This is a genomic window from Nonomuraea sp. NPDC049646 (assembly GCF_044465525.1).
Lineage (GTDB): Bacteria > Actinomycetota > Actinomycetes > Streptosporangiales > Streptosporangiaceae > Nonomuraea.
In genome coordinates this window covers 345,297-369,346 of the sequence record NZ_JBITLU010000001.1, presented here as the reverse complement: position 1 = coordinate 369,346, position 24,050 = coordinate 345,297, and the positions used below count along the sequence as shown (strand labels likewise).

At 73.0% G+C, this 24,050-nt stretch carries 25 protein-coding genes; 13 read left to right on the top strand and 12 right to left on the bottom strand.

All coding sequences use genetic code 11. The features are described 5' to 3' along the window. The 4 genes from paaD to paaA are packed head-to-tail and all read right to left on the bottom strand — an operon-like array spanning position 1 to position 2,729. Positions 1–543 (bottom strand): 1,2-phenylacetyl-CoA epoxidase subunit PaaD, encoded by a 543-nt coding sequence (paaD, locus tag ACIBQ8_RS01745; RefSeq protein WP_397190702.1) that lies wholly within the window; start codon positions 541–543, stop codon positions 1–3. Next, positions 540–1,460, bottom strand: coding sequence for a 1,2-phenylacetyl-CoA epoxidase subunit PaaC (gene paaC, locus ACIBQ8_RS01740; RefSeq protein WP_397190701.1), 921 nt, complete (start codon positions 1,458–1,460; stop codon positions 540–542). Before paaC ends, paaD begins: the two co-directional genes overlap by 4 nt. Before the next feature lie 13 nt (positions 1,461–1,473). After that, positions 1,474–1,767, bottom strand: coding sequence for a 1,2-phenylacetyl-CoA epoxidase subunit PaaB (gene paaB / locus ACIBQ8_RS01735; protein WP_352324188.1), 294 nt, complete (start codon positions 1,765–1,767; stop codon positions 1,474–1,476). Then, positions 1,764–2,729, bottom strand: a complete 966-nt coding sequence (gene paaA / locus ACIBQ8_RS01730; protein WP_397190700.1) for a 1,2-phenylacetyl-CoA epoxidase subunit PaaA — start codon at positions 2,727–2,729, stop codon at positions 1,764–1,766. Before paaA ends, paaB begins: the two co-directional genes overlap by 4 nt. A 91-nt stretch (positions 2,730–2,820) precedes the next feature. Here paaA and paaZ point away from each other — a divergent pair, with 91 nt between their 5' ends. Together paaZ and ACIBQ8_RS01720 are read left to right on the top strand one after the other, a co-directional pair. Then, positions 2,821–4,860 carry a phenylacetic acid degradation bifunctional protein PaaZ gene (gene paaZ / locus ACIBQ8_RS01725; protein WP_397190699.1) on the top strand — a complete coding sequence of 680 codons (2,040 nt, stop codon included), beginning with the start codon at positions 2,821–2,823 and terminating at the stop codon, positions 4,858–4,860. A gap of 1 nt (position 4,861) precedes the next feature. After that, the gene (locus ACIBQ8_RS01720) at positions 4,862–5,653 is read left to right on the top strand and encodes an enoyl-CoA hydratase/isomerase family protein (RefSeq protein ID WP_397190698.1); all 792 of its coding nucleotides are present in this window, start codon (positions 4,862–4,864) and stop codon (positions 5,651–5,653) included. A 59-nt stretch (positions 5,654–5,712) separates the two neighbouring features. Here the strand turns inward: ACIBQ8_RS01720 and ACIBQ8_RS01715 are convergent, their stop codons facing one another. Beyond that, on the bottom strand, positions 5,713–6,222 hold the full coding sequence (locus ACIBQ8_RS01715; RefSeq protein ID WP_397168176.1) for an Lrp/AsnC family transcriptional regulator: 510 nt from the start codon (positions 6,220–6,222) through the stop codon (positions 5,713–5,715). A 126-nt stretch (positions 6,223–6,348) separates the two neighbouring features. On the opposite strand from ACIBQ8_RS01715, the gene pdhA reads away from it, so the two are divergent. The 4 genes from pdhA (at position 6,349) to ACIBQ8_RS01695 (ending at position 10,606) form a co-directional block, all read left to right on the top strand. Beyond that, positions 6,349–7,449, top strand: a complete 1,101-nt coding sequence (pdhA, locus tag ACIBQ8_RS01710; protein ID WP_397190697.1) for a pyruvate dehydrogenase (acetyl-transferring) E1 component subunit alpha — start codon at positions 6,349–6,351, stop codon at positions 7,447–7,449. Between the two features lies 1 nt (position 7,450). After that, complete coding sequence (locus ACIBQ8_RS01705; RefSeq protein ID WP_397168174.1) at positions 7,451–8,470, top strand: alpha-ketoacid dehydrogenase subunit beta; 1,020 nt, start codon at positions 7,451–7,453, stop codon at positions 8,468–8,470. Beyond that, the gene (locus tag ACIBQ8_RS01700; RefSeq protein WP_397190696.1) at positions 8,467–10,023 is read left to right on the top strand and encodes a dihydrolipoamide acetyltransferase family protein; all 1,557 of its coding nucleotides are present in this window, start codon (positions 8,467–8,469) and stop codon (positions 10,021–10,023) included. The genes ACIBQ8_RS01705 and ACIBQ8_RS01700 overlap by 4 nt, the downstream gene beginning before the upstream one ends. 241 nt (positions 10,024–10,264) lie before the next feature. After that, the gene (locus tag ACIBQ8_RS01695) at positions 10,265–10,606 is read left to right on the top strand and encodes a MazG-like family protein (protein WP_397190694.1); all 342 of its coding nucleotides are present in this window, start codon (positions 10,265–10,267) and stop codon (positions 10,604–10,606) included. A gap of 146 nt (positions 10,607–10,752) precedes the next feature. Here ACIBQ8_RS01695 and ACIBQ8_RS01690 read toward each other — a convergent pair whose 3' ends face one another. The 3 genes from ACIBQ8_RS01690 to ACIBQ8_RS01680 form a co-directional block, all read right to left on the bottom strand. Then, the gene (locus ACIBQ8_RS01690; protein WP_397168171.1) at positions 10,753–11,073 is read right to left on the bottom strand and encodes a GYD domain-containing protein; all 321 of its coding nucleotides are present in this window, start codon (positions 11,071–11,073) and stop codon (positions 10,753–10,755) included. 149 nt (positions 11,074–11,222) lie between these two features. Then, a complete protein-coding gene (locus ACIBQ8_RS01685) occupies positions 11,223–11,816 on the bottom strand; it encodes a hypothetical protein (RefSeq protein WP_397190693.1) in 594 nt (197 codons plus the stop codon). A 150-nt stretch (positions 11,817–11,966) separates the two neighbouring features. Next, complete coding sequence (locus ACIBQ8_RS01680; protein ID WP_397190691.1) at positions 11,967–12,494, bottom strand: hypothetical protein; 528 nt, start codon at positions 12,492–12,494, stop codon at positions 11,967–11,969. Between the two features lie 397 nt (positions 12,495–12,891). Between ACIBQ8_RS01680 and ACIBQ8_RS01675 the strand changes: the two genes are divergently transcribed. Then, positions 12,892–14,370 carry an alpha/beta fold hydrolase gene (locus ACIBQ8_RS01675; protein WP_397168168.1) on the top strand — a complete coding sequence of 493 codons (1,479 nt, stop codon included), beginning with the start codon at positions 12,892–12,894 and terminating at the stop codon, positions 14,368–14,370. Positions 14,371–14,596: 226 nt separating this feature from the next. Here the strand turns inward: ACIBQ8_RS01675 and ACIBQ8_RS01670 are convergent, their stop codons facing one another. After that, the gene (locus tag ACIBQ8_RS01670) at positions 14,597–14,896 is read right to left on the bottom strand and encodes a hypothetical protein (RefSeq protein ID WP_397190690.1); all 300 of its coding nucleotides are present in this window, start codon (positions 14,894–14,896) and stop codon (positions 14,597–14,599) included. Positions 14,897–15,217: 321 nt separating this feature from the next. Between ACIBQ8_RS01670 and ACIBQ8_RS01665 the strand changes: the two genes are divergently transcribed. Beyond that, positions 15,218–15,970: a peptidylprolyl isomerase gene (locus tag ACIBQ8_RS01665; RefSeq protein WP_397190689.1), complete on the top strand. Its 753-nt coding sequence runs from the start codon at positions 15,218–15,220 to the stop codon at positions 15,968–15,970. A gap of 126 nt (positions 15,971–16,096) precedes the next feature. Beyond that, the gene (locus ACIBQ8_RS01660; RefSeq protein WP_397190688.1) at positions 16,097–16,852 is read left to right on the top strand and encodes a PASTA domain-containing protein; all 756 of its coding nucleotides are present in this window, start codon (positions 16,097–16,099) and stop codon (positions 16,850–16,852) included. 155 nt (positions 16,853–17,007) lie between these two features. On the opposite strand, the gene ACIBQ8_RS01655 is transcribed toward ACIBQ8_RS01660, so the two are convergent. Beyond that, entirely contained in the window at positions 17,008–17,370 is a 363-nt protein-coding gene (locus ACIBQ8_RS01655; protein WP_397168162.1) for a DUF1622 domain-containing protein, read from the bottom strand. A gap of 513 nt (positions 17,371–17,883) precedes the next feature. Continuing rightward, positions 17,884–18,483, bottom strand: coding sequence for a TetR/AcrR family transcriptional regulator (locus ACIBQ8_RS01650; RefSeq protein ID WP_397168160.1), 600 nt, complete (start codon positions 18,481–18,483; stop codon positions 17,884–17,886). A 283-nt stretch (positions 18,484–18,766) separates the two neighbouring features. On the opposite strand from ACIBQ8_RS01650, the gene ACIBQ8_RS01645 reads away from it, so the two are divergent. Next, on the top strand, positions 18,767–19,129 hold the full coding sequence (locus ACIBQ8_RS01645) for an STAS domain-containing protein (protein WP_397190687.1): 363 nt from the start codon (positions 18,767–18,769) through the stop codon (positions 19,127–19,129). A gap of 469 nt (positions 19,130–19,598) precedes the next feature. Here ACIBQ8_RS01645 and ACIBQ8_RS01640 read toward each other — a convergent pair whose 3' ends face one another. Next, positions 19,599–19,979 (bottom strand): STAS domain-containing protein, encoded by a 381-nt coding sequence (locus ACIBQ8_RS01640; RefSeq protein ID WP_397168157.1) that lies wholly within the window; start codon positions 19,977–19,979, stop codon positions 19,599–19,601. Positions 19,980–20,321: 342 nt separating this feature from the next. Between ACIBQ8_RS01640 and ACIBQ8_RS01635 the strand changes: the two genes are divergently transcribed. The 3 genes from ACIBQ8_RS01635 to ACIBQ8_RS01625 all read left to right on the top strand — a co-directional run bounded on the left by ACIBQ8_RS01635 (position 20,322) and on the right by ACIBQ8_RS01625 (position 24,036). After that, positions 20,322–20,768 (top strand): ATP-binding protein, encoded by a 447-nt coding sequence (locus tag ACIBQ8_RS01635; protein ID WP_397168155.1) that lies wholly within the window; start codon positions 20,322–20,324, stop codon positions 20,766–20,768. Between the two features lie 149 nt (positions 20,769–20,917). Next, positions 20,918–21,781 (top strand): SDR family NAD(P)-dependent oxidoreductase, encoded by an 864-nt coding sequence (locus tag ACIBQ8_RS01630; protein ID WP_397190686.1) that lies wholly within the window; start codon positions 20,918–20,920, stop codon positions 21,779–21,781. A 77-nt stretch (positions 21,782–21,858) separates the two neighbouring features. Then, positions 21,859–24,036 (top strand): SpoIIE family protein phosphatase, encoded by a 2,178-nt coding sequence (locus ACIBQ8_RS01625; protein WP_397168152.1) that lies wholly within the window; start codon positions 21,859–21,861, stop codon positions 24,034–24,036. The last annotated feature ends 14 nt before the right edge of the window (positions 24,037–24,050 follow it).

Genomic DNA, 24,050 nt, shown 5'->3' with positions numbered 1-24,050 from the left:
TCATATCTCCTTGACATGCTCGAACGGTTCCAGGCAGTCGGCGCAGGCGTAGAGGGCCTTGCAGGCGGTGGCGCCGAACTCGGAGGTCAGCCGGGTGGCCCGGGAGCCGCAGCGCGGGCAGGCCGGGGCGGGCCTGGCCGGGCCGAGCGTCAGCGGCACCGGCCCGGACGCCCGCCGGGCCGGTCCGGGCGCCGACAGCCCGGCCTCCCGCAGCGCGGCCCGGCCGCGCTCGGAGATCCAGTCGCTCGACCACGGCGGATCGAGCACGACCCGCACCTCGACCCGCGGGAAACCCGCCTCCCGCAGCCCGTGGACGAGGTCGTCGCGCATGGTCGCCATGGCCGGGCAGCCGGTGTAGGTCGGGGTGATCGAGGCGACCACGACCTCGCCGTCCGGGTCCGGCCGCAGCTCGACGCCGCGCAGCACGCCGAGGTCGGCCAGGGTGAGCATCGGCATCTCCGGATCCCGCACCCGCTCGGCGACCCGGGCGGCGCGCTCGCGGGCGTCCCCGGGCGGGGGGCCGGTGTGCCCGGCGGCGGTCACCAGCGGCCTGCCGGGTGGGCGCGGGCGACGGACTGCATGTCGGCGAGCAGGCCGGCCAGCGCCGGGGTGTGCACGCCGTCCCGGCCGCTGCCCGGCCTGTCCTCGTCCGGCCGCTCCTCCAGGGCCGGGCGGGGGACGTCGCTCACCGTCAGCACCTGGCCGAGCACGGCGTCCACGTCGGCGCGCAGCGCGGCGGCCTCGACGGCGACGCCCGAGCGGGCGAGCGCCGACTCGACGGGATGCGCGGTGACCAGCTCGGCCAGCAGCGGCCACAGCTCGGCGAGCGCGGCGTCGAGCCGGCGGCGCGACTCCTCGGTGCCCTGGGCCAGGGTGAGGAACCAGCGCCCGGCCCAGTCCCGGTGGTAGGCGACCTCCTTGACGCCCTTGGCCGCCACGGCGGCCAGCACCGTGTCCGCGCTCGCCGACAGCCGCTCCAGCAGCGCCAGCCGGGCCGTCGAGAACAGCAGCAGGCGCACGACGACGTGCGCGAAGTCGCCGTTCGCGACCTCGGCCAGCCACACGTTCCTGAACTGCCCGGCGTCGCGGAAGAACGCCAGCGCGTCCTCCGGCGGCACCGGCGAGCCCTCGGGCAGCGCGGGCACCACGCCGGGGTCGGCCGCGGCCGCCCGCGCCAGCAGCAGCCGCGCCTGCCCGAGCAGGTCGAGCGCCACGTTGGCGAGCGCGATGTCCTCCTCCAGGTCGGGGGCGCGGCTGCACCACTCGGTGAGCCGCTGCGACAGGACCAGCGCGTCGTCGCCGAGCATGAGGCAGTACGCGGCCAGCTCGGCATGGCCGACCCCGTCGGGCACGGTGGTGTCCACGCCCGCCAGCGGGTCCTCGAAGTCCGTGCCGAACGCCCACTGCGCGGAGTCCCCGCCGGTCAGGCCGTCGAAGATGCTCTCGTGGTCATCGCTCACCCTGGACCCCCTCTCACATGTGCGGGACGTCGCCCGGGATGTCGTAGAACGTCGGGTGCCGGTAGACCTTGTCGCCGCTCGGCGCGAACAGCGGGTCCTTCTCGTCCGGGCTGGAGGCCGTGATGGCGTCGGAGCGCACGACCCAGATGCTCACGCCCTCGTTGCGCCGGGTGTAGACGTCACGGGCGTGCCGCAGGGCCATCGCGTCGTCGGGGGCGTGCAGCGACCCGACGTGCACGTGGTTGAGGCCGCGCTTGACCCGGACGAACACCTCGTACAGCGGCCATTCCCGCCGGTCGGCGCTCATCGGGCGCCCGCCCCGGCCGCCGTGCGGCTGGCGAACGCCGACGCGGCCTCGCGCACCCAGGCGCCGTCCTCGTGGGCGGCGCGGCGGTGGCGCATCCGCTGGGCGTTGCACGGCCCGTCGCCGCGGATCACCGCGGCCAGCTCCGACCAGTCCGGCTGCCCGAAGTCGTGGTGCCCGCGCTCCTCGTTCCAGCGCAGGCCGGGGTCGGGCAGCGTGACGCCGAGCGCCTTGGCCTGCGGGACCGTCATGTCGACGAACTTCTGGCGCAGCTCGTCGTTGGAGTTGCGCTTGATGCCCCAGGCCATCGAGCGTTCGCTGTTGGGTGAGCGGTCGTCGGGCGGGCCGAACATCATGAGGGAGGGCCACCAGAACCGGTTGACCGAGTCCTGGACCATCTCCCGCTGGGCCTCGGTGCCGCGCATCATCGTCATCAGCAGCTCGTAGCCCTGCCGCTGGTGGAAGGACTCCTCCTTGCAGATGCGGATCATGGCCCGGCCGTACGGGCCGTAGGAGGTGCGGCACAGCGGCACCTGGTTGCAGATCGCGGCGCCGTCCACGAGCCAGCCGATGGTGCCGACGTCGGCGTAGGACAGCGTCGGGTAGTTGAAGATCGAGGAGTATTTCTGCTTCCCCGTCAGAAGGAGTTCGGTCAGCTCGGCGCGGGAGACGCCCAACGTCTCGCACGCGGAGTACAAATAGAGGCCGTGCCCGGCTTCGTCCTGCACCTTGGCCAGCAGGATCGCCTTGCGGCGCAGCGACGGGGCACGCCCGATCCACTCGCCCTCCGGCTGCATGCCGATGATCTCGGAGTGCGCGTGCTGGGCGATCTGGCGGACGAGCGTCCTGCGGTACGCCTCCGGCATCCAGTCGCGGGGCTCGATCCGGTCGTGACCCGCGATGGTCGCGTCGAAGGCGGACTGCAGCCGCTCCTCCAGGTCCGGCTCCGCCGGCGTGGTGGTCATCGTCCCTCCGAGACGTCGGTCTTATTTACTTATCGCTCGGTCAGTAATACGGTTGCATGAGTCGGGGCTTCCGCGCAAGAGAGGAGACAGCGTGAGCGCGCTGCTGGAGAGCTACGCCGCCGGACGATGGTTCCGCGCGTCGGACGACGGGGAACCCTTGCTCGACGCCGCGACGGGCGAGGAGGTCGCGCGGATCTCCAGCCGGGGGCTGGACGTCGCCGCCATGGTCAGGCACGCCAGGGACACCGGCGGCCCGGCGCTGCGGGCCCTGACCTTCCACGAGCGGGCCGCCCTGCTCAAGGCGCTGGCCAAGCACCTGATCGAGCGCAAGGACGCCCTGTACGCCCTGTCCACGCGCACCGGCGCCACCTCCCGCGACACCATGGTCGACGTCGACGGCGGCATCGGCACCCTGTTCAGCTACGCGAGCAAGGGCGTGCGCGAGCTGCCCAACGACACCGTCTTCCTCGACGGCGGCCTGGAGCGCCTGGGCAAGGGCGGCACCTTCGCCGGCCAGCACCTCTACACCTCGCGGCCGGGCGTCGCGGTGCAGATCAACGCCTTCAACTTCCCCGTCTGGGGCATGCTGGAGAAGCTGGCCCCGGCCTTCCTCGCCGGGCTCCCCTCGATCGTCAAGCCCGCCGCCCAGACCGCCTACCTCACCGAGCTGGCCGTCCGGCAGATCATCGAGTCCGGCATCCTGCCGGAGGGGACGCTCCAGCTCCTGGCCGGCAGCCCTGCCGGGCTGCTCGACGAGCTGACCGTCCAGGACTCCGTCGCCTTCACCGGCTCGGCCCACACCGCGGGCATCCTGCGCCGCCACCCGAACGTGCTCGACGGCGGCGTCGTCCTCGGCGTCGAGGCCGACTCGCTCAACTGCTCGATCCTCGGCCCCGACGTGCGCCCGGACGATCCGGAGTTCGACCTGTTCGTCAAGGGCGTCGTCACCGAGATGACGGTCAAGGCGGGCCAGAAGTGCACGGCCATCCGCCGCGTGCTCGTGCCGGCGAACCTGGCGGACCAGGTGACCGAGGCGCTGGCCGCACGCCTGTCCTCGATCACCGTCGGCGACCCGCGCAACCCCGAGGTGCGCATGGGCCCGCTGGCCAGCCTGGCCCAGCGCGAGGAGGTGCGCAAGGCGGTCGAGGCGCTGCGGGCCGGGGCGGAGGTCGTCCACGGCGACCCGCGCGGCGCGTCCCTGCTGGAGGGCGACCCCGAGCGCGGCGCGTTCATGACCCCGCTGCTGCTGCGCGCCCGCCCCGGCGCCGCCGAGCCGCACGACGTGGAGCCGTTCGGGCCGGTCGCGACCGTGCTCGCCTACGACGGCGTCGAGGAGGCGGTCGCCCTGGCCGCGCGCGGCAAGGGCAGCCTGGTCGCCTCCGTCGCCACCCACGACCCGCAGGTCGCGCGGTCCGTCGTGCTCGGCCTCGCACCCTGGCACGGCCGGGTCCTGGTCCTCGACCGCGACGACGCCAAGGAGTCCACCGGGCACGGCTCGCCGCTGCCGGTCCTCGTCCACGGCGGCCCCGGGCGGGCCGGCGGCGGCGAGGAGCTGGGCGGCGTGCGCGGCGTCCTGCACCACATGCAGCGCACCGCCGTCCAGGGCTCGCCGGACCAGCTCACCGCGATCACCGGCCGCTGGACGACCGGCTCGGCCCGCGCCGAGTCCGGCGTCCACCCCTTCCGCAAGTCGCTGGCCGAGCTGCGGGTGGGCGACACGATCGCCTCCGCGCCGCGCACGGTCTCGCTCGCCGACATCGAGCACTTCGCCGAGTTCACCGGCGACACCTTCTACGCCCACACCGACCCCGCGGCCGCCGCCCGCAACCCGCTGTTCGGCGGCATCGTCGCGCACGGCTACCTGGTGGTGTCCCTGGCCGCCGGGCTGTTCGTGGACCCGGCGCCCGGCCCGGTGCTGGCCAACTTCGGCGTCGACGGGCTGCGCTTCCTCACCCCGGTCAAGGCCGGCGACGCCATCGCCGTCGCGCTGACCGTCAAGCAGATCACGCCGCGCAGCGGCGCCGACTACGGCGAGGTGCGCTGGGACGCCACCGTGACCAACCAGGACGGCGTCCCGGTCGCCACGTACGACGTGCTGACCCTGGTGGCCAAGACCTGGCCGGAGGGCTGACGTGGACGACACCCCGGTCCTGCTCGAACGCGAGGGCGCCGTGGCCGTCGTGACGCTCAACCGTCCCGACCACCGCAACGCGCTGGACGACGGGCTCAAGCAGGCGCTGCGCCGGGCGCTGGAGGAGGTCGCCGCCGACGACTCGGTCAGGGCCGTGCTGCTGACCGGCGCCGGCCGCGCGTTCTGCGTCGGCCAGGACCTCGCCGAGCACGCCGAGGCCCTGCGCGCCGACCCCGGCCACGCCTTCGACACCGTCGAGGCGGACTACGCGCCGGTCGTCCGGCTGCTGGCCACGATGCCGAAGCCGGTCGTCGCAGCCGTCAACGGCGCCTGCGTCGGCGCGGGGCTGGCCCTCGCGCTCGCCTGCGACCTGCGGGTCCTGGCCGAGGACGCCAAGCTGGCCACGGCGTTCACGGGGATCGGGCTCACCTGCGACTCCGGCCTCTCCGCGACGCTGACGCGGGCGGTCGGCGAGTCCAGGGCCAAGGAGCTGGTGCTGCTCGGCGAGCCGTTCGGGGCCGCGCAGGCGGTCGCGTGGGGCGTGTCGGGGCGGGTGGTGCCGGGGGCCGAGGTGTGCATGGCGGGACGCGAGCTCGCCGCCCGGCTGGCGGCCGGGCCGACGGCGGCCTACGCCGAGTCCAAGCGGCTCATCGCGCAGGGGTGGGAGCAGGGCCTCGGGGCGGTGCTCGCCGAGGAGGCCCGCGCGCAGGCCCGCCTCGGCCTGACCACCGACCACGCGGGCGCGGTGGAGGCGTTCCTCGCCAAGCGCAGGCCGACCTTCGAAGGGCGCTGACCGAGAGCGCTGACCGGGGGCGCTGAACGAGGGCTCGGGGTAAGGCTCGGGGTGGGGGCTCACGTCTCGTGGGCGCCCCATTCCGCGCCCCGGCCGCGGGCCTCCTCGAACACCAGCCAGGTCCGGGTGGCCCGCACCCCCGGGATGTCCTGGATGCGTTCCAGCACGACGTGCCGCAGCGCGGCGTTGTCCGGCGTCCTGACCAGCACCAGGACGTCGTAGTCGCCGCCGACCATGGCGAAGTGCTCCACGTACGGCGTCTCGCGCAGCCGTGCCGTGACCTGGCGCCAGGAGTTCTGCTCGATCGTCACCGACACGTACGCGCTGGTGCCCAGGCCCGCCCGGTGCGGCGCCAGCTCGGCGGTGAAGCCGGTGATCACGCCGTCGTCCATCAGCCGGGTGAGCCGGGCGTAGACGTTGGCGCGCGAGACGTGCACGCGCTCGGCCAGCGTGCGCATCGACATGCGGCCGTCGCGCAGCAGCTCGGCGATGATCGCCCGGTCCACTCCGTCCAGGTTTGCGGCCGAACGTCCCGGCCAGCCGCCCTCGACGCCCTCGTTGGCTGACAATTGGCCCTCCACTAATCCCATTTAAAGCCGTTTGTCGCTCATCATGCCTGATGTCTTGAACGTATGGCCCCGGAAGCGGACGCTTTCCCTCACAAACGTCCAGAGAAAGTGAGCGTCGCCATGTCCGTGAGGAGGAGTCCCCAGACGGTCGACGGCCTGCTGCCCTCACCAGAGCCGGTGCGCTTCGTCGCCGAGGACGGCACCGCCGTCGAGCCGCCCGCCGGGTACGCCGAGCCCGCCGGGGAGCACCTGGTGGAGGCGTACCGGCGGATGGTCCTGGGCCGCCGCTTCGACCGCCAGGCGACCGCCCTGACCAAGCAGGGCCGGCTGGCCGTCTACCCCTCCAGCCGCGGCCAGGAGGCCTGCCAGATCGCCGGCGTGCTCGCGCTGCGCGAGGACGACTGGCTGTTCCCCACCTACCGCGACTCGGTCGCGCTCGTCTCCCGCGGCCTCGACCCGGTCGAGGTGCTCACGCTGCTGCGCGGCGGCTGGCACTGCGGTTACGACCCCGCCGCCACGCGCGTCGCCCCCCAGTGCACGCCGCTGGCCACCCAGACGATCCACGCCGTCGGCATGGCCGAGGCCATGCGCCGCAAGGGCGAGGACGGCGTCGTCATGGCCTTCATCGGCGACGGCGGCACCAGCGAGGGCGACTTCCACGAGGCGCTCAACTACGCCGCGGTGCTGCGCGCCCCCGTCGTGTTCCTCGTCCAGAACAACAAGTACGCCATCTCCGTGCCGCTGGCCAAGCAGAGCGCGGCCCCGGCGCTGGCCTACAAGGGCATCGGCTACGGCATCCCCTCCGAGCAGGTGGACGGCAACGACCTCGTCGCCGTGCTGTCCGTCCTGAGCGCCGCCGTGACGCACGCCAGGACCGGCGGCGGCCCGTTCCTCGTCGAGGCGCACACCTACCGCATGGACCCCCACACCAACGCCGACGACCCCACCCGCTACCGCGAGAGCCAGGAGGTCGAGCAGTGGGAGTCGGCCGACCCGCTGGCCCGGCTGGAGACGTACCTGCGCGGGCGCGGCCTGCTCGGCGCCGAGGACGTCGCCGCCGCGCACCAGGCCGCCGAGGAGTACGCCGCGCGCCTGCGCGAGGCGATGAACGCCGACCCCGAGGCCGACCCCTTCGAGCTGTTCGACCACGTCTTCGCCGAGCCGACGCCCCAGCTGCACGAGCAGCGGGCCCTGCTGGCGTCCGAGCTGACCGCGCGGGAGGACTGACATGACCGCGACGATGACCATGGCCCAGGCGTTGAACGCCGCCCTGCGGGACGCCCTGCGCGAGGACGAGCGCGTGCTCGTCTTCGGCGAGGACGTCGGCCCGCTCGGCGGCGTCTTCCGCGTCACCGACGGGCTCACCAAGGAGTTCGGCGAGGAGCGCTGCTTCGACACGCCGCTGGCCGAGGCCGGGATCGTGGGCCTGGCCGTGGGCCTGGCCATGGGCGGCTTCCGCCCGGTGATCGAGATGCAGTTCGACGCCTTCGCCTACCCGGCCTTCGAGCAGATCGCCTCGCACGTGGCCAAACTGCGCAACCGAACCCGCGGGCGGCTGTCCCTGCCGCTGGTGATCCGGATCCCGTACGCGGGCGGCATCGGCGGCGTCGAGCACCACTGCGACTCCAGCGAGGCGTACTACGCCCACACCCCGGGGCTCAAGGTCGTGACGCCCGCGACGGCCGACGACGCCTACTGGCTGCTGCGCGACGCCATCGCCGACCCCGACCCGGTGATCTTCATGGAGCCCAAGCGGCTGTACTGGTCCAAGGAGGAGACCTCCGTCGCGGACCGCCGCGCCGCCGGGTTCGGCCGGGCGGCCGTCCGCCGCGAGGGCCGCGACGCGACGCTCGTCGCCTACGGGCCCAGCGTGCCCGTGGCGCTCCAGGCCGCCGAGGCCGCGGCCCAGGACGGCCTCTCGCTGGAGGTGGTCGACCTGCGGACGATCGTCCCGTTCGACGACGAGACCGTGGTGGCCTCGGTGCGCAGGACCGGGCGCTGCGTGGTGATCCAGGAGGCCCAGGGGTTCGCCGGGGTGGGGGCGGAGATCGCCGCCCGCGTGCAGGAGCGGTGCTTCCACTCGCTGGCCGCGCCGGTGCTGCGCGTCACCGGGTTCGACATCCCGTACCCGCCGCCGATACTCGAGCACTCCCACCTCCCGGACGTCGACCGCGTCCTCGACGCGGTGGACCGGCTCCAGTTCGACGACCAGCCCGACCTGCTGCACCTCACCCGGGAGGCGTCATGACGGCGACCGCCGCGCGGCAGGTGTTCCGGCTGCCGGACCTCGGCGAGGGCCTGACCGAGGCCGAGATCGTCGAGTGGAAGGTGGCCGTGGGGGACACGGTGGAGATCGACCAGATCGTGGTGGAGGTGGAGACCGCCAAGGCGGCGGTGGAGGTGCCGGTGCCGTACGCGGGAACCGTCCTGCGGCTGCACGCGGAGGCGGGCACGGTCGTGGCGGTGGGCGAACCCCTCATCGAGGTCGGCGACGAGCCCGTGCACGCGGTCGGAGTAGCGGTTGGAAGCGAGGCCGGGCGCGCGGTCGGAGTAGCGGTTGGAAGCGAGGCCGGGCGCGCGGTCGGAGGCGACGTCGGAGGCGAGGTCGGGAGCGGGCGCGAGGACCCGGCGGCGGCGCGGTACCGGGAGGAGGAACGCGCGGGATCGGGCAACGTCCTGATCGGCTACGGCACCACCGGCGCCCCCCACAAGAGCCGCCGCCGCCCCCGCCCCGCCAACCCCACCCCCTCCACCCCAGCCCCCGCCCCCGCTGCGGCCCCCGCACCCACCCCAGCCCCCGCCCCCGCTGCGGCCTCCGCACCCACACGGGGACCGGCATCGGGGTCCACGTCCGCGCTGGAGCGTGCGTCCGGGCCTGAGCCTGCCTCTCCGTCCCCGGCCGAGCCGGAGCGCGCGCCGCGCGTGATCTCGCCGCTGGTCCGGCGGATGGCGCGCGAGCACGGCGTGGACCTCGCCGCCGTCCTCCCCACCGGGCCGCACGGCGTCATCCTCCGCCGGGACGTCGAACACGCCATCGCCACCCCCGACGCGACCCCTGACACCCCGTCCGCCGACAGGACGGCGGCCCCGGCGGCTCCCGGGGCCCCGGTGGCCGAGCGCATCCCCCTGCGCGGCCTGCGCCGTACGGTGGCCGACAAGCTGGCCCGCAGCCGCACCGAGATCCCCGACGCCACCACCTGGGTGGACGCGGACGCCACCGACCTGCTGGCCATCCGCGACACCCTCCGCCGGACCAGCCCGGACCTCGGCATCGGCCTGCTGGCGCTCCTGGCCCGAGCCTGCGTGGCCGGCCTGCTCCGCTTCCCCGAGCTGAACTCCTCGGTCGACACCGACCGGGCCGAGATCGTCCGCCACGGCCACATCAACCTGGGCTTCGCCGCCCAGACCGAACGCGGCCTCGTCGTGCCGGTGGTCCGCGACGCCCACCTCATGACCACCGCCGGCCTGGCCGCCGAACTGTCCCGCCTGACCGCGCTGGCCCGCTCCGGCAGCCTGCCCCCGTCCGCGCTGACGGGAGGCACGTTCACCCTCAACAACTACGGCGTCTTCGGCGTGGACGGCTCCACCCCCATCATCAACCACCCTGAGGCGGCGCTCCTGGGCGTGGGCCGCGTCATCGACCGCCCCTGGGTGCACGACGGCGCGGTGGTGCCCCGCAAGATCACCCAGCTGTCCCTCACCTTCGACCACCGCGTCTGCGACGGCGGCGCCGCGGGCGGCTTCCTGCGCTTCGTCGCCGACTGCGTGGAGAACCCCGCCGTGCTGCTCGCCCACGTCTAGCAGCACGCTCCCCACACCGGCGTACGTCACCCGGTGGGCCCGAGGGCGGCGACCCCCGGGCCCGCCGGACGCACGGCACCCGCATGCCCGCGCCCGCCACGGGCCCCTCAGCGGCGCCGATCATTGCGCCGGGCGCTCCGAGCACAACACTCTGAGTCCATCGAACGCTGCCGTCCGTGAGGCGGCCGCCCACCGCCTGTACGAGCACACTCGTCAGACGCCGACATGGAGGAGGAGCCCGATGCCCGATCCCACCCCGACAGACCTGTGGTCCACGATCGGCGAGCTGACGGCCTGGCTGGACCGTAACAACGGCCGGGGCCCGCACGAGCTCACGCTGCGCGTCATGAAGATCGGCGAGGAGTTCGGCGAGGCGGTCGAGGCCCGCATCGGGGAGCTCGGCCAGAACCCGCGCAAGCCCGCCTCCCACACCCGCCAGGACCTCGCCGACGAGCTGTGCGACGTGATCGTGACGGCAATGGTGGCGCTCGCCTCCGTCGTCGACGACCCGCGGGCTGCGTTCGAGGCGAAGCTGGGGAAGATCGCCGACCGCGTCTCAGCGTTGGAGGACAAGCGCGCCTGACCGTCCCGGGTCAGCCGCACACGCCGCGCACCACGCAGCTGAGAACGGCGGGTCGCTCCTCACCGCCGCACCCGACGGAGTGGAGCGCGGCGGCCTTCGCCGACATCCCGCGAACCGAGGGACGGGCCTGCATCTGCGCCTGGCTGTCACGCGCCAGGAGCCCGGTAAGCCACCTCCATCCGCGCGGCTTCGTCGACCTCCTCCGCCGTCAGCAGGGCGACCGTGGTCGTCCGCACCGCCCCGGACGCCGACACCGCCATCGCCAACGCCGCCGACGCCGCGTTGCTCGGCAAGTCGACGACCACGAACGTGTCCGTCTCGCCGAACGCGAAGTACATCTGCTCGACCCGCCCGCCCAGGCTTTCCACCAGGCGATCCACCGCTTGCCGGCGTCCGGTGCCACCGTCCCGGAGCACCCCGCGGATACCGTCCGCGGTGTACGTGGACTGGATCAGATATTTGGGCATGGTCGAGTTCCTCTTCTCGTGCCGCCGCCCCGGTGCGAGGTGGCTGTCGCAGGTCACGAGGTCGGAATTCTCGGCTCCGGATGAAGGTAATCCCACCCGTAGTGCTGGGTTTCCCCCTGCGGCCCTCGACGCCGGCCGCGCCCCGCCGTCTAGGCCGAGAACGTCAGCACCACGATCGCCACCCCGAGCGTCAGGTCGAGTACGGCGCAGAACTCGGCCATCGACCGGGGCACCACCTTGTTCCTGCGCCAGAGGACCACGTCCAGAACGGCGTGCCCGACCAGGGCCGCGGCGACCAGGCAGCCCCCGACCACAGGCGACAGGGACAGCGCGGCCACCGACACCGCCCCGAAGACCAGCATCGCCGGAGCCTGCGCCGCGTCCAGCGCCGGCCTCCTCGCCAGCCCGCCCGCCAGGCCGACGACGGCGACGCACACCGCACCCCCGACCAGCCCCGGCCACGGCTCCAGCCCGAGCAGCCGCAGCACCGTCACCGCCACCACGGACGTCCCGAACAACGGCCAGACCACCCCCGGCCTGCCGGTCACCGCCGCGGCGAGGTAGATGAGCGCGGCGAGGAACACCACAAGGGCCGCGTCCCGCCCGTCCTGCAGCCCCAGGACATTGAAGACCATGAAGGCCACGCCCAGCCCCGCGGGCCAGCGACGTGCCAGGGCCATGAGCACCCGGCCGGTGGGGGAGTGCCCTCGTGAGCCGCTTCGCGCGGACGACATCTCAACCATGCCCCGACTCTCCCGCGCCACCTCCGCCCACCATGAGGCCGAACACCCCGGACGTCCAGAATCCTGCGATCCCGGTCCGTTCACCCCACGTTCCGCCATCACTTCGGCCCTGAGGTGACGCATGCCTGTGAGGGGGGAGGCGGGCCGCCGTCAGGCCGGCCCGACCGACCGCAACCAGACCGCCGCCGAGTACGGGCTGGTGAAGCGGAGCACGCGCAAGGGAGCGAAACGCGGATCACGAGTGCGCCGCCGGATCTCCGCCCGTCGCGCCGCATGCTGCGACCAGGCCCACCACGCCGGATGGTCGCGCTGGAACCATCCGGCGACCGTCTCCCGGTTGCCGTTGAAGACCGGCTCGCGCAGAACCGTCCTGCGCAGCGAACGCCGCAGGACCCGCGGCATGACGACCCGGCGCGGATAGTCCAGCCAGACGACGGTGTCGGCGCGTTCCCACAGCAGGTCGCGCACCTCCGGGTAGCCGAATGAGTCGAAGATCCACGCCGGGGTACCGGCGATCTCGGCGACCCGCTCCGGGAACGCCTCGTCCACGGCCCAGCCGGGTCCGGCGAAGTACAGGCCGTCCATCTCGTGACAGGGGACGGCGATCCGGCTGCTCAGTGCGCGCGCGAGCGTCGACTTGCCCGCCCCGCTGATGCCCGCCACCAGAATCCGCCGCATCCGGGCAGGCTAGCGCAGCCGTACCCGCCGCTCCTGCTGGGCGGCGCTGCTTCCAGGCCATTCGAACGCGCACGACGCCATCCCGCGCCCCTGTCGATCCCCTCCAACCAAGAAAGACCCGACCTGCCCCTCGCCGAGCGTCCTGACCGGACCGGAGAGGCGACAAGGCAGCCTGCACGAGCAGTAATACAGGCTCCAGAAAGTGCGTGCACCGGCTGGGGCACGGGCCGTGCATGACACCGGCTGGATCACGGGCCGGCAGTGACACCGGCCAGGCCACAGCGCCTGCATGGCTCTGGCCAGACCACGGTCTGACAACCCGTGGTAGGACTTCCCGGCTCCAAGACCAGCCCCTGGTCCGACGCGCTCCCGACCCCCGCGCCGCAATCATGACCGCATGCTGAAACCCCTCGCCACGATCCTGGCCGCCCTGCTGGCGACCACCGGCCCACCCGCCCTGGCCACCGCCACCGCCACGGCGAGCGCCAGCCCCCGGCCCGGCAGCGAGAGCACAGCCCGTCCCTCCCCGGTCACCCCATCCGCCACGACCACCGGATCGTCCTCACTGACCTGGCAGCCCTGCCCCAACGACAAGATCGGCATGGAGTGCGCCGACCTTCAGGTCCCGGTCGACTGGCGCAAGCCCGACGACCGCAAGATCACACTGAAGCTGGGCCGGCTGAAAGCGACCGGCGCCGCCGAAGGGTCGGTCCTGGTCGCCTACGGCGGCCCAGGAGGCCCCGGCATCGCCGCCACCGCAGCCGTCCCCGACTGGTGGGCCCGGCTGCGCGAGCGCATGGACATCGTCACCTGGGACACCCGCGGCTACGGCAAGCAGTTCGGCGGCCTGAGCACCGGCCTGGCGTGCGTCTGGACCCGCATCCCCATCCCGGAAGCCCCGCGTGACGACGCCGACTTCGGCCGTCTGTCCGACACCAACCGCGGCTTCGCCGAGGCATGCCGCCACGAAGACCCCCAACTGTTCGCCAACATGAGCTCGGCCGACCAGGCCAGAGACATGGAGGCGATCAGAAAGGCCCTGGGCGGCGCGAAGCTCAACTACTACGGCGCCTCCTACGCAGGCTTCTACGGCCAGGACTACGCCCGCCTCTTCCCCGGCCAGATCCGCACGATGGTCCTCGACGGCACCTGGAACCACAGCCCCGCCGACTGGAAGCGCGAACTGGAGGAGATGGCGAAGTCCAACGAGCAGTCCATGCGGCGCTTCTTCACCTGGTGCGCCACCCACGACTGCCAGGACATACCCGGCCTCTGGCGCGAGCTGATGGAACGAGCCCGCCGTAAGCCCATCCCCACCACGACGGCCGACATGGCCTACAAGGCCCGCGACCTGCAGTCCCTCGCCCTCTTCATGGCCCGTCAAGGAGCCCCCGCCTGGCCCGCCCTGACACGTGCTATTCGCAAGGCGGCCGGCCAGGGCGACGCCTCCGACTTCGTCCCAGCCGGTGGAGTCCGCTACCCCGACCAGTCCACCCCCGTCACCGAATGCCTCGACTGGCCGCGCTACACGACCCTCAAAGAACTGGCCACCACCGACGCCCGCCTCCGCAGGATCGCTCCTCTCACCGGCACCGCCAACACGCTGGCCTCGGCCACCCTCACCTGCATCGGCTGGCCCGTCCCGGTGACCAATCCACCCGCTCCCCTCCCGAAGGGCGTGCCTCCCGTCCTGGGCGCAGGCGCCTGGGGCGAATCGGACGCGGTCGAACGCGCCCTGGCCACCGTCCCGGGCAGCGTCACCATCCACCACGACGGCCCCGGCCACACCCTCTACGGCTTCAACCCCTGCGCCCGCGACCTGATGAACCGCTACTTCACCGACCTGACCCTGCCACCGCCGAACACCCAATGCTGACCACCTCGAACCCGCCGCCAGGCAGCCACCCGGACGAACGGCAACGTCCTCATCCCACGCTTCAGCCCGAGCGGTCCGGCTTCTGAGCGTGAGTAGGCCGAGCGTGGGAAGCCCGAGCGCGATAGGCCCGAGCAGAGGGGGGCGCGCGAGCGTGAGGGGGAGGCCCGAGCGTGAGGGGCAGGACCGTGACTTGCTCGGCCAGCACGCCAGCCGCAGGCGGCGATCCTCAACTCGGCTGGATGGGGCTCTGCGGCGCCCGGTGGAACTCGATGCTCACGAACCGACCGTCGGCGAAGCCGAGGCGTGCACCGTCGCAGTGCGCGAACGGCGTCCCCCAGGAATCGTGTGAAGCGTCCGGAAAGCACGCCGCCAACGCCAACTCGATCGCCCCTCCATGCCCGACCAGGAGCGCCGAGCAGCCCTCCGCGACGTCGCGGACCGTGTCCACCCAGATCGTTCGGTGGGTCTCGGCCACGGTCGCCGCGTCCCGGCCCGCCCGGATGATCTCCGCGAGCCGCCCTTGCACGAACCCTCAGCCCGTTCCGTGCCGCCTCGAAGGGGTACCGAGAGGCCCCTTGTGTCCGGTTCGAACCACGGGTGCCGAGGACCAGTGTCAGTTGTGGAGCAGCACACGACGGCGAAATCCATCAGACGAAGGGCGAGGTGGTGAGGGGCGACTGTCACGCCGACCTCGGCCTGGCCCCAGTGCGCCGACCAGGGGTGGATTCCGGCTGTCGCAGACGTCGCGTAAGCGGGCGCCGACCTCGGGCGGCCGCGGTCTTGACTGGGCGGGTCAGATCGACTAGACCACAGGAAGCCCGGCGATCATCACGCAGTGGAGGACACGATGTCCGGCAGAGCGTTGGTACGACTCGCGGCCCGCGCCGCGTTCTCCGCAGTCACGACGGGCGCGCTGGTCGCGGCCGCCGCGATGCCGGCCTCCGCGACGGTCCTGGACCGGCCGCCGAGGACGACCAAGGGGCCGTGCGCGTACACCGAGACCCCCGACGACCCGGCCGTGCGCAAGGTGCCGCTGCCGCCGGACCCGCGCCACACCCCCACCCGTCCGGTCTCGGCGGTGCTCAGGACCAACCACGGCGACATCGGGCTCACCCTCGACCCGGCCAAGGCGCCGTGCACCGTGCAAAGTTTCGTGCACCTGATCCGTCATCGTTTCTACGACGTCACCTCCTGCCACCGGCTCACCGCGTACGACCGGCTGAAGGTGCTGCAGTGCGGCGACCCCAGCTTCACCGGCGAGGGCGGGCCCGGCTACCGGTACAAGGACGAACTGCCCACCGACCTGCCGCCGTGGCCCGGCGACCCGACCGGGGTGCGCAAGACGTACGCGCGGGGCGTGCTGGCCATGGCCAACGCCGGGCCCGACACCAACGGCAGCCAGTTCTTCCTGGTCTACGGTGACTCGGGCCTGGCGCCCAACTACACGGTCTTCGGCACGGTCGACGCCGCCGGGCTCGCCGCGCTCGACCGCATCGCCGCCGGCGGCATCCAGCCGGAGCCCGACGGGCCCACGCCGCCTGTAGACGGCAAGCCCGTCCTGCCGGTCGACATCCGGGACGCCCGGGTCTGCCGGAAGTAGGCGTCACTCGCCGCTCCGGCGCCGCCCCCGCCCCCGCCCCCGATGCCGGTGGAACGGGGGCGGCACGGTCTGGAACGCCCTCAGGACGAGGGCTCCGACCGAGGAGCCGGGAGCAGGGAGAGACGCATGAACCTGAGACGCGCGTTCGGCACGGTGGCGGGGCTGGCGCTGGCCGCCGCGGGGATGGTGGGGCTGAGCGGGCCCGCGTGGGCGGCGCTGCCCTTCCCCACCCCGACCACCTGTACGTTCCAGACGTTCAACACCGGGAACTACCTGACCGCGGTGGGCGGCGGCGGCCGTACGACCGATGTGATCCACAGCGACGCGACCGTGGCCCGCTCGTGGGAACGCTTCACCCTCGTGGACGCCGGCGACGGCGTACACGTCGGCATCAGGACGCTGACCGGCAACTACCTCACCGCCGTGAACGGCGGCGGCCTGCAGACCGACGTCATCCACTCCAACGCCACGCTGCTGCAGGCGTGGGAGAAGTTCGCGCTGGTGCGCCAGGGCGGCGACGGCTTCGCGATCCAGACGGTCGACGGCCACTTCCTGACCGCCGTGGGCGGCGGCAACCGCACGACCGACGTGGTGCACAGCGACGCGGCCCAGGTGCGGTCGTGGGAGCTGTTCCGGGTGCAGTGCAACCTCACCACCGTGCCGAACGTGCAGAGCTTCGACGACGGCAGCGCGCGGAACTCCATCGCCGCGGCGGGCCTGACGGTCAGCGGAGTCACGTTCGACAACAACTGCGTCGACGTTCGCGGGACCGTGCTGTTCAGCACCCCGGCGGCGGGGGCGACCGTGCCGCGCGGTTCGGCGGTGACCCTCAACGAGTCCAGCGGGGTGGATCGTAACGGGCGGCCCTGCATCTTCAGATGACCGCGGCGATCCGGTCGCCCGAGGGGATCCTGTCCTCCTCGGGCGGCCGGACGCCTTGGAGTGGACGGTTTGTGTCGCTCCGAATCGGGCGATGCCTTCGAGGCGTGTGCGATGTCGAGCCGTGGGATCTGCCGGGTTCGGGTGGGGTGGCGAGGTCAGCCGGGGGTGTCGGGGCTGCGTCGTGGCTGCCAGGGCAGGCGGTTCTCCAGCTCGACCTCCAGCGAGAAGCTGAGGAAGGTCCGGACGAGCACGATGAGCGCCAGCACGCCGACGCTCACGAACGTGGGAGCCACCGCCACCGTGCGGATGATGTCCCCGGCCACCAGGAACTCCAGCCCGAGCAGGATCGCCCGCCCGAGGCCCTGGCGGTAGGCGCGGTAGACGCCGTGCGGGGTCTCTCTTTCGCGTAGCCGCAGCACGAAGGACACGGTGGCCGTCAGCGCGCCCAGCACGATGATCGCCACGCCTGCGAGATCGACAGCCTGGCCGATCGCCTCCACGATCCGCGCGAAGTCCATGACCACCCTCTTTGCCCGCCTTAGGCAAGGATCAGCGTCCCGCGCCCTGCTAACCGCCCCGACACGCCGCCCCAGCCTCCCTCTTTGCCAGGCCACCGCACGGGGGCTCGCGTGCGGAGGGGCACAGGCTTCGGCGGGGAGCCGTACGGGCCGGATGGGGGCGAACGTCAGGCGGAAGGCCATGCGCCATCGGATGGATGAGGGCGAGGGGTAAGCCTCGGGCGGACGACGAAGCGAAGCGGCTCAACCTCATCCACGAATGGGCACGTCACGCGCTTCGGCGGAGAGCTCCAGCCCGTCCGGCAGGCTCCTGACCCCGGTCACCCGGGTGACGGCGGTCAGGCGGCGAGCCAAGGAGGGGCGCGATGTTGATCGCTTCAGGGTGGAGGGCGGTGAACGGGGATGGAGGGTGTGCGCGGCTCGGGGTGTCGCGGTGCAGCTTCCCGAGGGGGGGCGGGCCGTCCAGGTGGTGGTCTGGACGGCGGGGGTCTTCGTGGGGGGAGGACAGTGAGGTCAGTTCGGGGGGTTGGTGGGGAGGGAGTCGAGCCAGTGGGTCAGGCGGGTGCCCTGGCGCGTCATGATCTCGGGGTCGCGGAGGGCGTTGGCCAGGAGCGACATCCCCTGGTACGCCCCGACGAAGGTGAGCGCGAGATCGTCGGCGTCCGGCAGGCCGAGGTCGCGGAACTGGCGCTCCGACCAGTCCAGGAGCAGCCGTACGACCCGGCCCGCCTCGACGTCGAGGCCGCCCTCGTCCCGTTTGTCGAGCTCGACGGCGAGGGTGCCGGTGGGGCAGCCGTAGCGGGCGGCGAGGTCCCGCTGGCTCACCCAGGCGTCCACCATGGCCTTGAGGCGGGCGCGCGGGTCGGGGAGCCGGTCGAGCTCGGCGGTGAGCTCGGCCAGGTGCCCGGCGTGCTCGGACAGCGCGGCCAGGACCAGTTCGTCCTTGGTCTTGAAGTAGTAGTACACGTTTCCCACGGGCACGCCGGCGGCCTCGGCGATGTCGGCGATGGTCGTCCGCTCGACGCCCTGCTCGTGCAGGACGCGGGCGGCGGCGGCCATCAGCCTGCGCCGCTTGTCGGCCCCCCGGGCCCGTGTCCTCGTTGAGTCAGTCACCCAACTTAGTATACGTCGGGAACGTCCGGGGCGAGTGCTTTCCCCCCGCCCGATCGAGGCCTCGCGGGGTTGTGAGGGCGCGGCGAAGGGGCCAGGAGGCGTACGACCAACGCGCGGCAAGGCTGAGGGGGGCGGGTTGTGGCGGCTGAGCCACATCGTGCTTACCTGGGTACGCGTGGAGGAGCAAGGCTGCCGCTTAGGGGTAGGGGCGGGCGATGTCCGATGTCGCCGCCGATGTGCCGGATGCGGATTTCAAGGGTGGCGCTGAGCTCTGGATCCCCTCATGACAGAGTTAGCGATCAACGTCCAACGTATGCCGGGCTGCCATGTGGTGCACCTCGACGGCGAGCTCGACCGGGTGACCCGCATGCCGCTGGCCCGTACGCTCGCGAAACTCCTGGAGGCGGAGCGGCCGAGAGTCGTGATCGATGTCACCGACCTGGCCTTCTGCGACTCGTGCGGGCTGTGGGCTCTCATCGTCGGCCAGCGGCAGGCCGAGCGGCGCGGCGGGACCGTCCGGCTGGTCGGGGTGCACGGGCCGCTGGCCCGCCTGCTGGACATCACCCGTCTGTCGCGCCTGTTCCCTCCGGACGACGGTCCGGCCGAGGCCGCGAGCTGGGCCAAGCCGCGCGGCTGGCCGTCCTGACCCTGGACGGACGGCGAGGTGCGGCGGCCACGGCCGCTCAGCGACGACATGCGCGGGTCCGGACCCAGTAGCGGGCAGCCGGGTCAGGGGCGCGGCGAGGGCTCCAGGCCAGAAGCAAGGGGACGGCCCTTCGGGGCGGCGGGATCGCGGCGGGCGCCCAGACCGGGTGTGTGCCGGATGAAGGGCCGGAGCGCGGCGTCGAGGCCGCAGCGGGATCGGGAGGGGCCCCGGCAGTGAGGGCGGGGCCGAGGGCCGGGGAGGTGGGCGAGTCAGCGGGGCCCGGTAAGGCGGTCGAGGCCGGTGAGGGCACCGGGGGGTGCGGGCGAGGGCCCGGGGCGAGGGCACCGGGGGGTGCGGGCGAGGGCCCGGGGTGAGGGCACCGGGGGGTGCGGGCGAGGGCCCGGGGTGAGGGCACCGGGGGGTGCGGGCGAGGGCCCGGGGCGGGCCCGTGAGTGGGCCAGGGGCCAGGTCAGGATGGTGGGGAGGGGGTCGGGTCGGGGTCGTGGGGGTGGGAGGCGTTGATCACCTGGTACAGCCGGCCCTCCGGGCCCAGTCGCCAGCCGAGCAGTTCCAGGAGCTCGCGCACCGTCGGCGAGGCGTGCTGGAGCACCAGCCTGCGCGGCGGCGGCAGGTCGGTGGCCGTGCTGATGATCAGCCGCAGCCCGCCGGCGTCGATGAAGGTAAGCTCGGACAGGTCCAGATGGACGTCGGTCTCGCCGATGCGTAACGCCCACGCCAGCGCTCGGGCCAGCGCGGGCCGTCCATGGTGGTCGATCTCGCCGCGTACGCGCAGGCCGAACGGGTGCACCATGGGCAGCACATCGGCGGGGTCGCCGGTATGGTCGGTCATTGAAATCACACCAATGCGGTCGTCTAGGGCAGAGCCGAGCCGCGCCACGTTCCCTGTCCAGGGAAGGTGCGGGCGCCCCTGACGGATCGCCGAAAACAAGAGGGCCCGGCGCGCCGCGCGTCCATACAGCGTCGGCACATCGGGCAGAGGGAGAGGCAGATGTCGGGCGATCAACCCTTTCCGCCAGGCATCGTCCAGGTCACCACGGCTTCGGCCGCCGGTGAACTGGACAGGTGCGCCCGTGGCGCGCCCGGCTCGGCTCGTTTACTCGGTCGCCTTACTCTCTGCCCTCGATCGAGCGCTTTACGCCGCCGTAACCCCCGTACTCGGTAGGGGCAAGCCATGCAAGCACCCTTCCACCTGCGGTGCACCATCACCAACAATCTCGCGCTCACCCGCGATCTGGTGCGCGTCTACGCCAGTCACGCGGGGCTGTCCGGAGCCCGGCTCGACCACCTGGTGCTCGCCGTCAACGAGGCCGCTGCGAACGTCCTGGAGCACGGTGGCGGTCGCGGCACGGTGACGGCCTACACCGACGCCGCCGTCCTCACGGTCGATGTCTGCGACGCGGCCGGACGCCTGCGGGCCGAGCATCTGGCCGACGCCCGGCTCACCCGCCCCTCGCCCTCGGCGCGGCGCCTCGGCCTGTGGCTGATCCATCGTCTGTGCGACGAGGTCGGCATCGACCATCCGCAAGGAGGCAGCAGGCTGCGGCTGCGCATGCGTCTGCCGCTCGCCACCCGCCTGCGTCCCTGGCAGGGCGGCGACTCCTCGCCCGCGGCCAGCTAGCCAGGGTGATCCGCCCGCCCGGCCAATGATCCGCCTGCCCGTCCGAGCGGCTGGTGAGCGGCCGGTGAGGGCGCGGTGAGCCGGCCCCGCCACTGTTGGCCTGTCTCCGCGACCGCGGAGCAGAGAGCCACACACGTGGGGAGCGGACAATGGGCATGCTGACCGGCAAGACGGCGCTGGTGACGGGCGGTTCTCGGGGGATCGGCCGGGCGGTGTCGCTGCGGCTGGCCGCCGAAGGCGCGCTGGTGGCGGTGCACTACGGCGGCGACGACGAGGCGGCCAAGCAGACCGTCGCCCTGATCGAGGAGCGCGGCGGCCAGGCGTTCGCCGTGCAGGCCCGCTTCGGCGCGAACTCCCAGCACAGCGCCAAGGGCGCAGAGGACGCGAAGGGCGCGCACGGCGCAGAGGGCGCAGAGGACGCGAAGGGCGCGCACGGCGCAGAGGGCGCAGAGGCGGCGGTGGAGCGGCTGTTCGAAGGGGTGGTCGGTGGGTTGGCCGGGCGTGGCCTGGACATTCTGGTCAACAACGCCGGCATCGCCTCGACCGTCCCGATCGCGCACCTGACCCCCGCCGAGTTCGAACGCGTGATGACGATCAACGTCACCACCCCGTTCTTCGTGATCCAGCGCGCCCTGCCGCTGCTGAACGACGGCGGCCGCATCATCAACATGGGCTCGACGGCCAGCCGGTTCGCCGTCACCACGCAGATCGGCTACACGATCAGCAAGGCGGCGCTGGAGGCGATGGCCCCGACGCTCGCCAACGAGCTGGGACGGCGCGGCATCACCGTGAACACGGTCGCGCCCGGCGCCGTCCGGACCGACATGACCGCGGGCTACACCTCGATCCCCGAGGTGGTGGCCGCGCTGGAGTCCATCACCGCGCTCGGCCGGCTCGGCGAGCCCGAGGACGTCGCGGACGTGGTCGGCTTCCTGGCCGGTCCCGCTGGCCGATGGGTGACCGGCCAGACCATCGACGTCTCGGGTGGCACGTACCTCGGGCCGCTCGCCTGAACGGGCCTTGGAACACTTTGCCCATCCATTACGGACAGTGCATATTCCCGTACAGGGAGCTTGCATAGCCTGATTTCATGGGAGATGTCCCCCAAACGCCGCCACCACCCCCCGGCCCGCCGGACGGCGGCCCGGCCCCCGACGAGGCGCGGGCCCCGCGGGCCGACGACGGCGGCCTGGCGCGCGACGCGCACGTCGACAGGCTGCTGCTCGGCGCGGCCACCAGCACGCAGGCACACGTGTGCGTACTGTTCGTCCTGGCCGAGGACGGGCGCGTGCTGATGATGGAGGCCGAATCAGGACTCCCGGAGCCCTTCTCGCGCTCCTGGGTCCTGATCCGATCCACCGACCAGTCGCCGGTCGCGGTGGCGGTGCGGCAGCGGCGGCTGGTGTGGGTGCCCGACCGGGAGGCCATGGCCCGCGAGTTCCCGCTCGTGGCGCTCGCCTTCCCCTACGGGTTCGCGCTGGCCGTCGCGCCCCTGGTCGACCGCGACGGCGAGGTGCGGGGGGCCATGATGCTGCTCTGGCCGCCCGCCCCGGGCCGCCGTCCCACCCGGCGCCGGCTCGACGTCCTGACCGCCACCTGCGCCGACCTGGCGGAGATCGTCCCGAGGGGGAGCCGGCCGGTGCCGCCGGGGCACCAGCCGCGCGTGCTGACCAGGGAGCCGCCCGGCGGCGAGGACCTGCTGCTGACCTGCCTCAACCGGCTGCCCGAGGGCTACTGCATGCTCGACGTCGAGGGGCGGCTCACCCTGGTCACCGCCCCCGCCGAGGAGCTGCTGCAGGCCGAGGCGGGCGAGCTGACCGGCAAGCGCCCCTGGGACGCCCTGCCCTGGCTGGGCGAGCCCGCCTACGAAGACCGTTACCGCGCCGCGGTGGTCAGCCAGGAGGTCACCTACTTCACCACCCGCAACCCGGGCGGCCAGTGGCTGGCCTTCCATCTCTATCCGGGCCTGGCCGGTCTGACCATGCGGGTCACGCCGAGCACGATGGCCCGCGACCCGCGTCCGGTCATGCCGGACCAGCTCGTCGCCGCCGACCGTCCGGCGCGCCTGGTCGCGCTGCACGAGATGCTGCACCTGGCCACCACCCTGGCGCGGGCCGTCACCGCCCAGGAGGTGATCAACCTGGTCGCCGACCACGTGATGCCCGCCTACCACGTGCAGGCGCTGGCCATCCTCACCTCCAGGGGCGGGCGCATGCAGGTGGCCGCCTCGCGCGGGTACAGCGAGCAGGCGATCGAGGAGTACGACGGCCAGCCCATGCTGCACCTGTCGCCCGGCCACCCCCTGGCCGCCGGCGCGCCGGCCTTCTTCGGCACCTGGGCCGAGCTGCGCGCGACGTACCCGGAGGCGATCAGGTCGGACGACATGTCGGCCTGGGCGTTCCTGCCGCTGACGGCCGGCGGGCGGACGGCCGGCATGTGCATCCTGGCCTACGACCGTCCCCACCGCTTCACCACCGACGAGCGGGCCAGCCTGACGGCCCTCAGCGGGCTCATCGCCCAGGCGTTCGAGCGCGCCCGCCTCTACGACGTCAAGCACCAGTTCGCGCAGTCGCTGCAGGCGAGCCTGCTGCCGCGCACGCTGCCCGGCGTCCCCGGGCTGGAGGTGGTCGCGCGCTACCTGCCCGCCACGCCCGGCATGGACATCGGCGGCGACTTCTACGACCTGATCCGGCTGGAGGAGAAGGTGGCCGCCGCCGTCATCGGCGACGTCCAGGGGCACGACGTCACCGCAGCCGCGCTGATGGGCCAGGTGCGCACGGCCATCCACGCCCACGCGAGCGCGGGCGCCAACCCCGGCGAGGTGCTCGCGCACACCAACCGCCTGCTCAACGAGCTGGCCCCGGACCGGTTCACGAGCTGCCTGTACATCAGCGTCGACCTGGGGCGGAACACGGCGTGCGTGGCCAGCGCGGGCCACCTGCCGGCGCTGCTGCGCCGGCCCGGCGAGCCCGCCCAGGTGGTGGAGCCCGCCCCCGGGCTGCTGCTCGGCATCGAACCCGGCACCGAGTACGCCACCACCCAGGTCGCCCTGCCGCCCGGCTCGGTGCTGGCCCTCTACACCGACGGGCTCATCGAGGTTCCCGGACAGGACCTCGGCGAGGCCATCGGCGGCCTGGCCGCCGGGTTCGCCCCCGCGCCGGACCAGCCGCTCGCCGACGTGGCCGAGGACATGATCGCGGCCGCGGCGGCCGTCGAGCACCGCGCCGACGACATCGCCATGCTGCTCCTGCGCACCGACCCGGCCTGAGCGCCGCCGGTGGG

Excerpts from the sequence above, each read along its gene's own strand:
- paaB (WP_352324188.1), bottom strand. The coding sequence starts at position 1,767 with ATGAGCGCCGACCGGCGGGAATGGCCGCTGTACGAGGTGTTCGTCCGG.
- paaA (WP_397190700.1), bottom strand. The coding sequence starts at position 2,729 with ATGACCACCACGCCGGCGGAGCCGGACCTGGAGGAGCGGCTGCAGTCC.
- ACIBQ8_RS01705 (WP_397168174.1), top strand. The coding sequence starts at position 7,451 with ATGACCGCGACGATGACCATGGCCCAGGCGTTGAACGCCGCCCTGCGG.
- ACIBQ8_RS01700 (WP_397190696.1), top strand. The coding sequence starts at position 8,467 with ATGACGGCGACCGCCGCGCGGCAGGTGTTCCGGCTGCCGGACCTCGGC.
- ACIBQ8_RS01695 (WP_397190694.1), top strand. The coding sequence starts at position 10,265 with ATGCCCGATCCCACCCCGACAGACCTGTGGTCCACGATCGGCGAGCTG.
- ACIBQ8_RS01690 (WP_397168171.1), bottom strand. The coding sequence starts at position 11,073 with ATGCCCAAATATCTGATCCAGTCCACGTACACCGCGGACGGTATCCGC.
- ACIBQ8_RS01685 (WP_397190693.1), bottom strand. The coding sequence starts at position 11,816 with ATGGTTGAGATGTCGTCCGCGCGAAGCGGCTCACGAGGGCACTCCCCC.
- ACIBQ8_RS01680 (WP_397190691.1), bottom strand. The coding sequence starts at position 12,494 with ATGCGGCGGATTCTGGTGGCGGGCATCAGCGGGGCGGGCAAGTCGACG.
- ACIBQ8_RS01675 (WP_397168168.1), top strand. The coding sequence starts at position 12,892 with ATGCTGAAACCCCTCGCCACGATCCTGGCCGCCCTGCTGGCGACCACC.
- ACIBQ8_RS01665 (WP_397190689.1), top strand. The coding sequence starts at position 15,218 with ATGTCCGGCAGAGCGTTGGTACGACTCGCGGCCCGCGCCGCGTTCTCC.
- ACIBQ8_RS01660 (WP_397190688.1), top strand. The coding sequence starts at position 16,097 with ATGAACCTGAGACGCGCGTTCGGCACGGTGGCGGGGCTGGCGCTGGCC.
- ACIBQ8_RS01655 (WP_397168162.1), bottom strand. The coding sequence starts at position 17,370 with ATGGACTTCGCGCGGATCGTGGAGGCGATCGGCCAGGCTGTCGATCTC.
- ACIBQ8_RS01645 (WP_397190687.1), top strand. The coding sequence starts at position 18,767 with ATGACAGAGTTAGCGATCAACGTCCAACGTATGCCGGGCTGCCATGTG.
- ACIBQ8_RS01640 (WP_397168157.1), bottom strand. The coding sequence starts at position 19,979 with ATGACCGACCATACCGGCGACCCCGCCGATGTGCTGCCCATGGTGCAC.
- ACIBQ8_RS01635 (WP_397168155.1), top strand. The coding sequence starts at position 20,322 with ATGCAAGCACCCTTCCACCTGCGGTGCACCATCACCAACAATCTCGCG.
- ACIBQ8_RS01630 (WP_397190686.1), top strand. The coding sequence starts at position 20,918 with ATGGGCATGCTGACCGGCAAGACGGCGCTGGTGACGGGCGGTTCTCGG.
- ACIBQ8_RS01625 (WP_397168152.1), top strand. The coding sequence starts at position 21,859 with ATGGGAGATGTCCCCCAAACGCCGCCACCACCCCCCGGCCCGCCGGAC.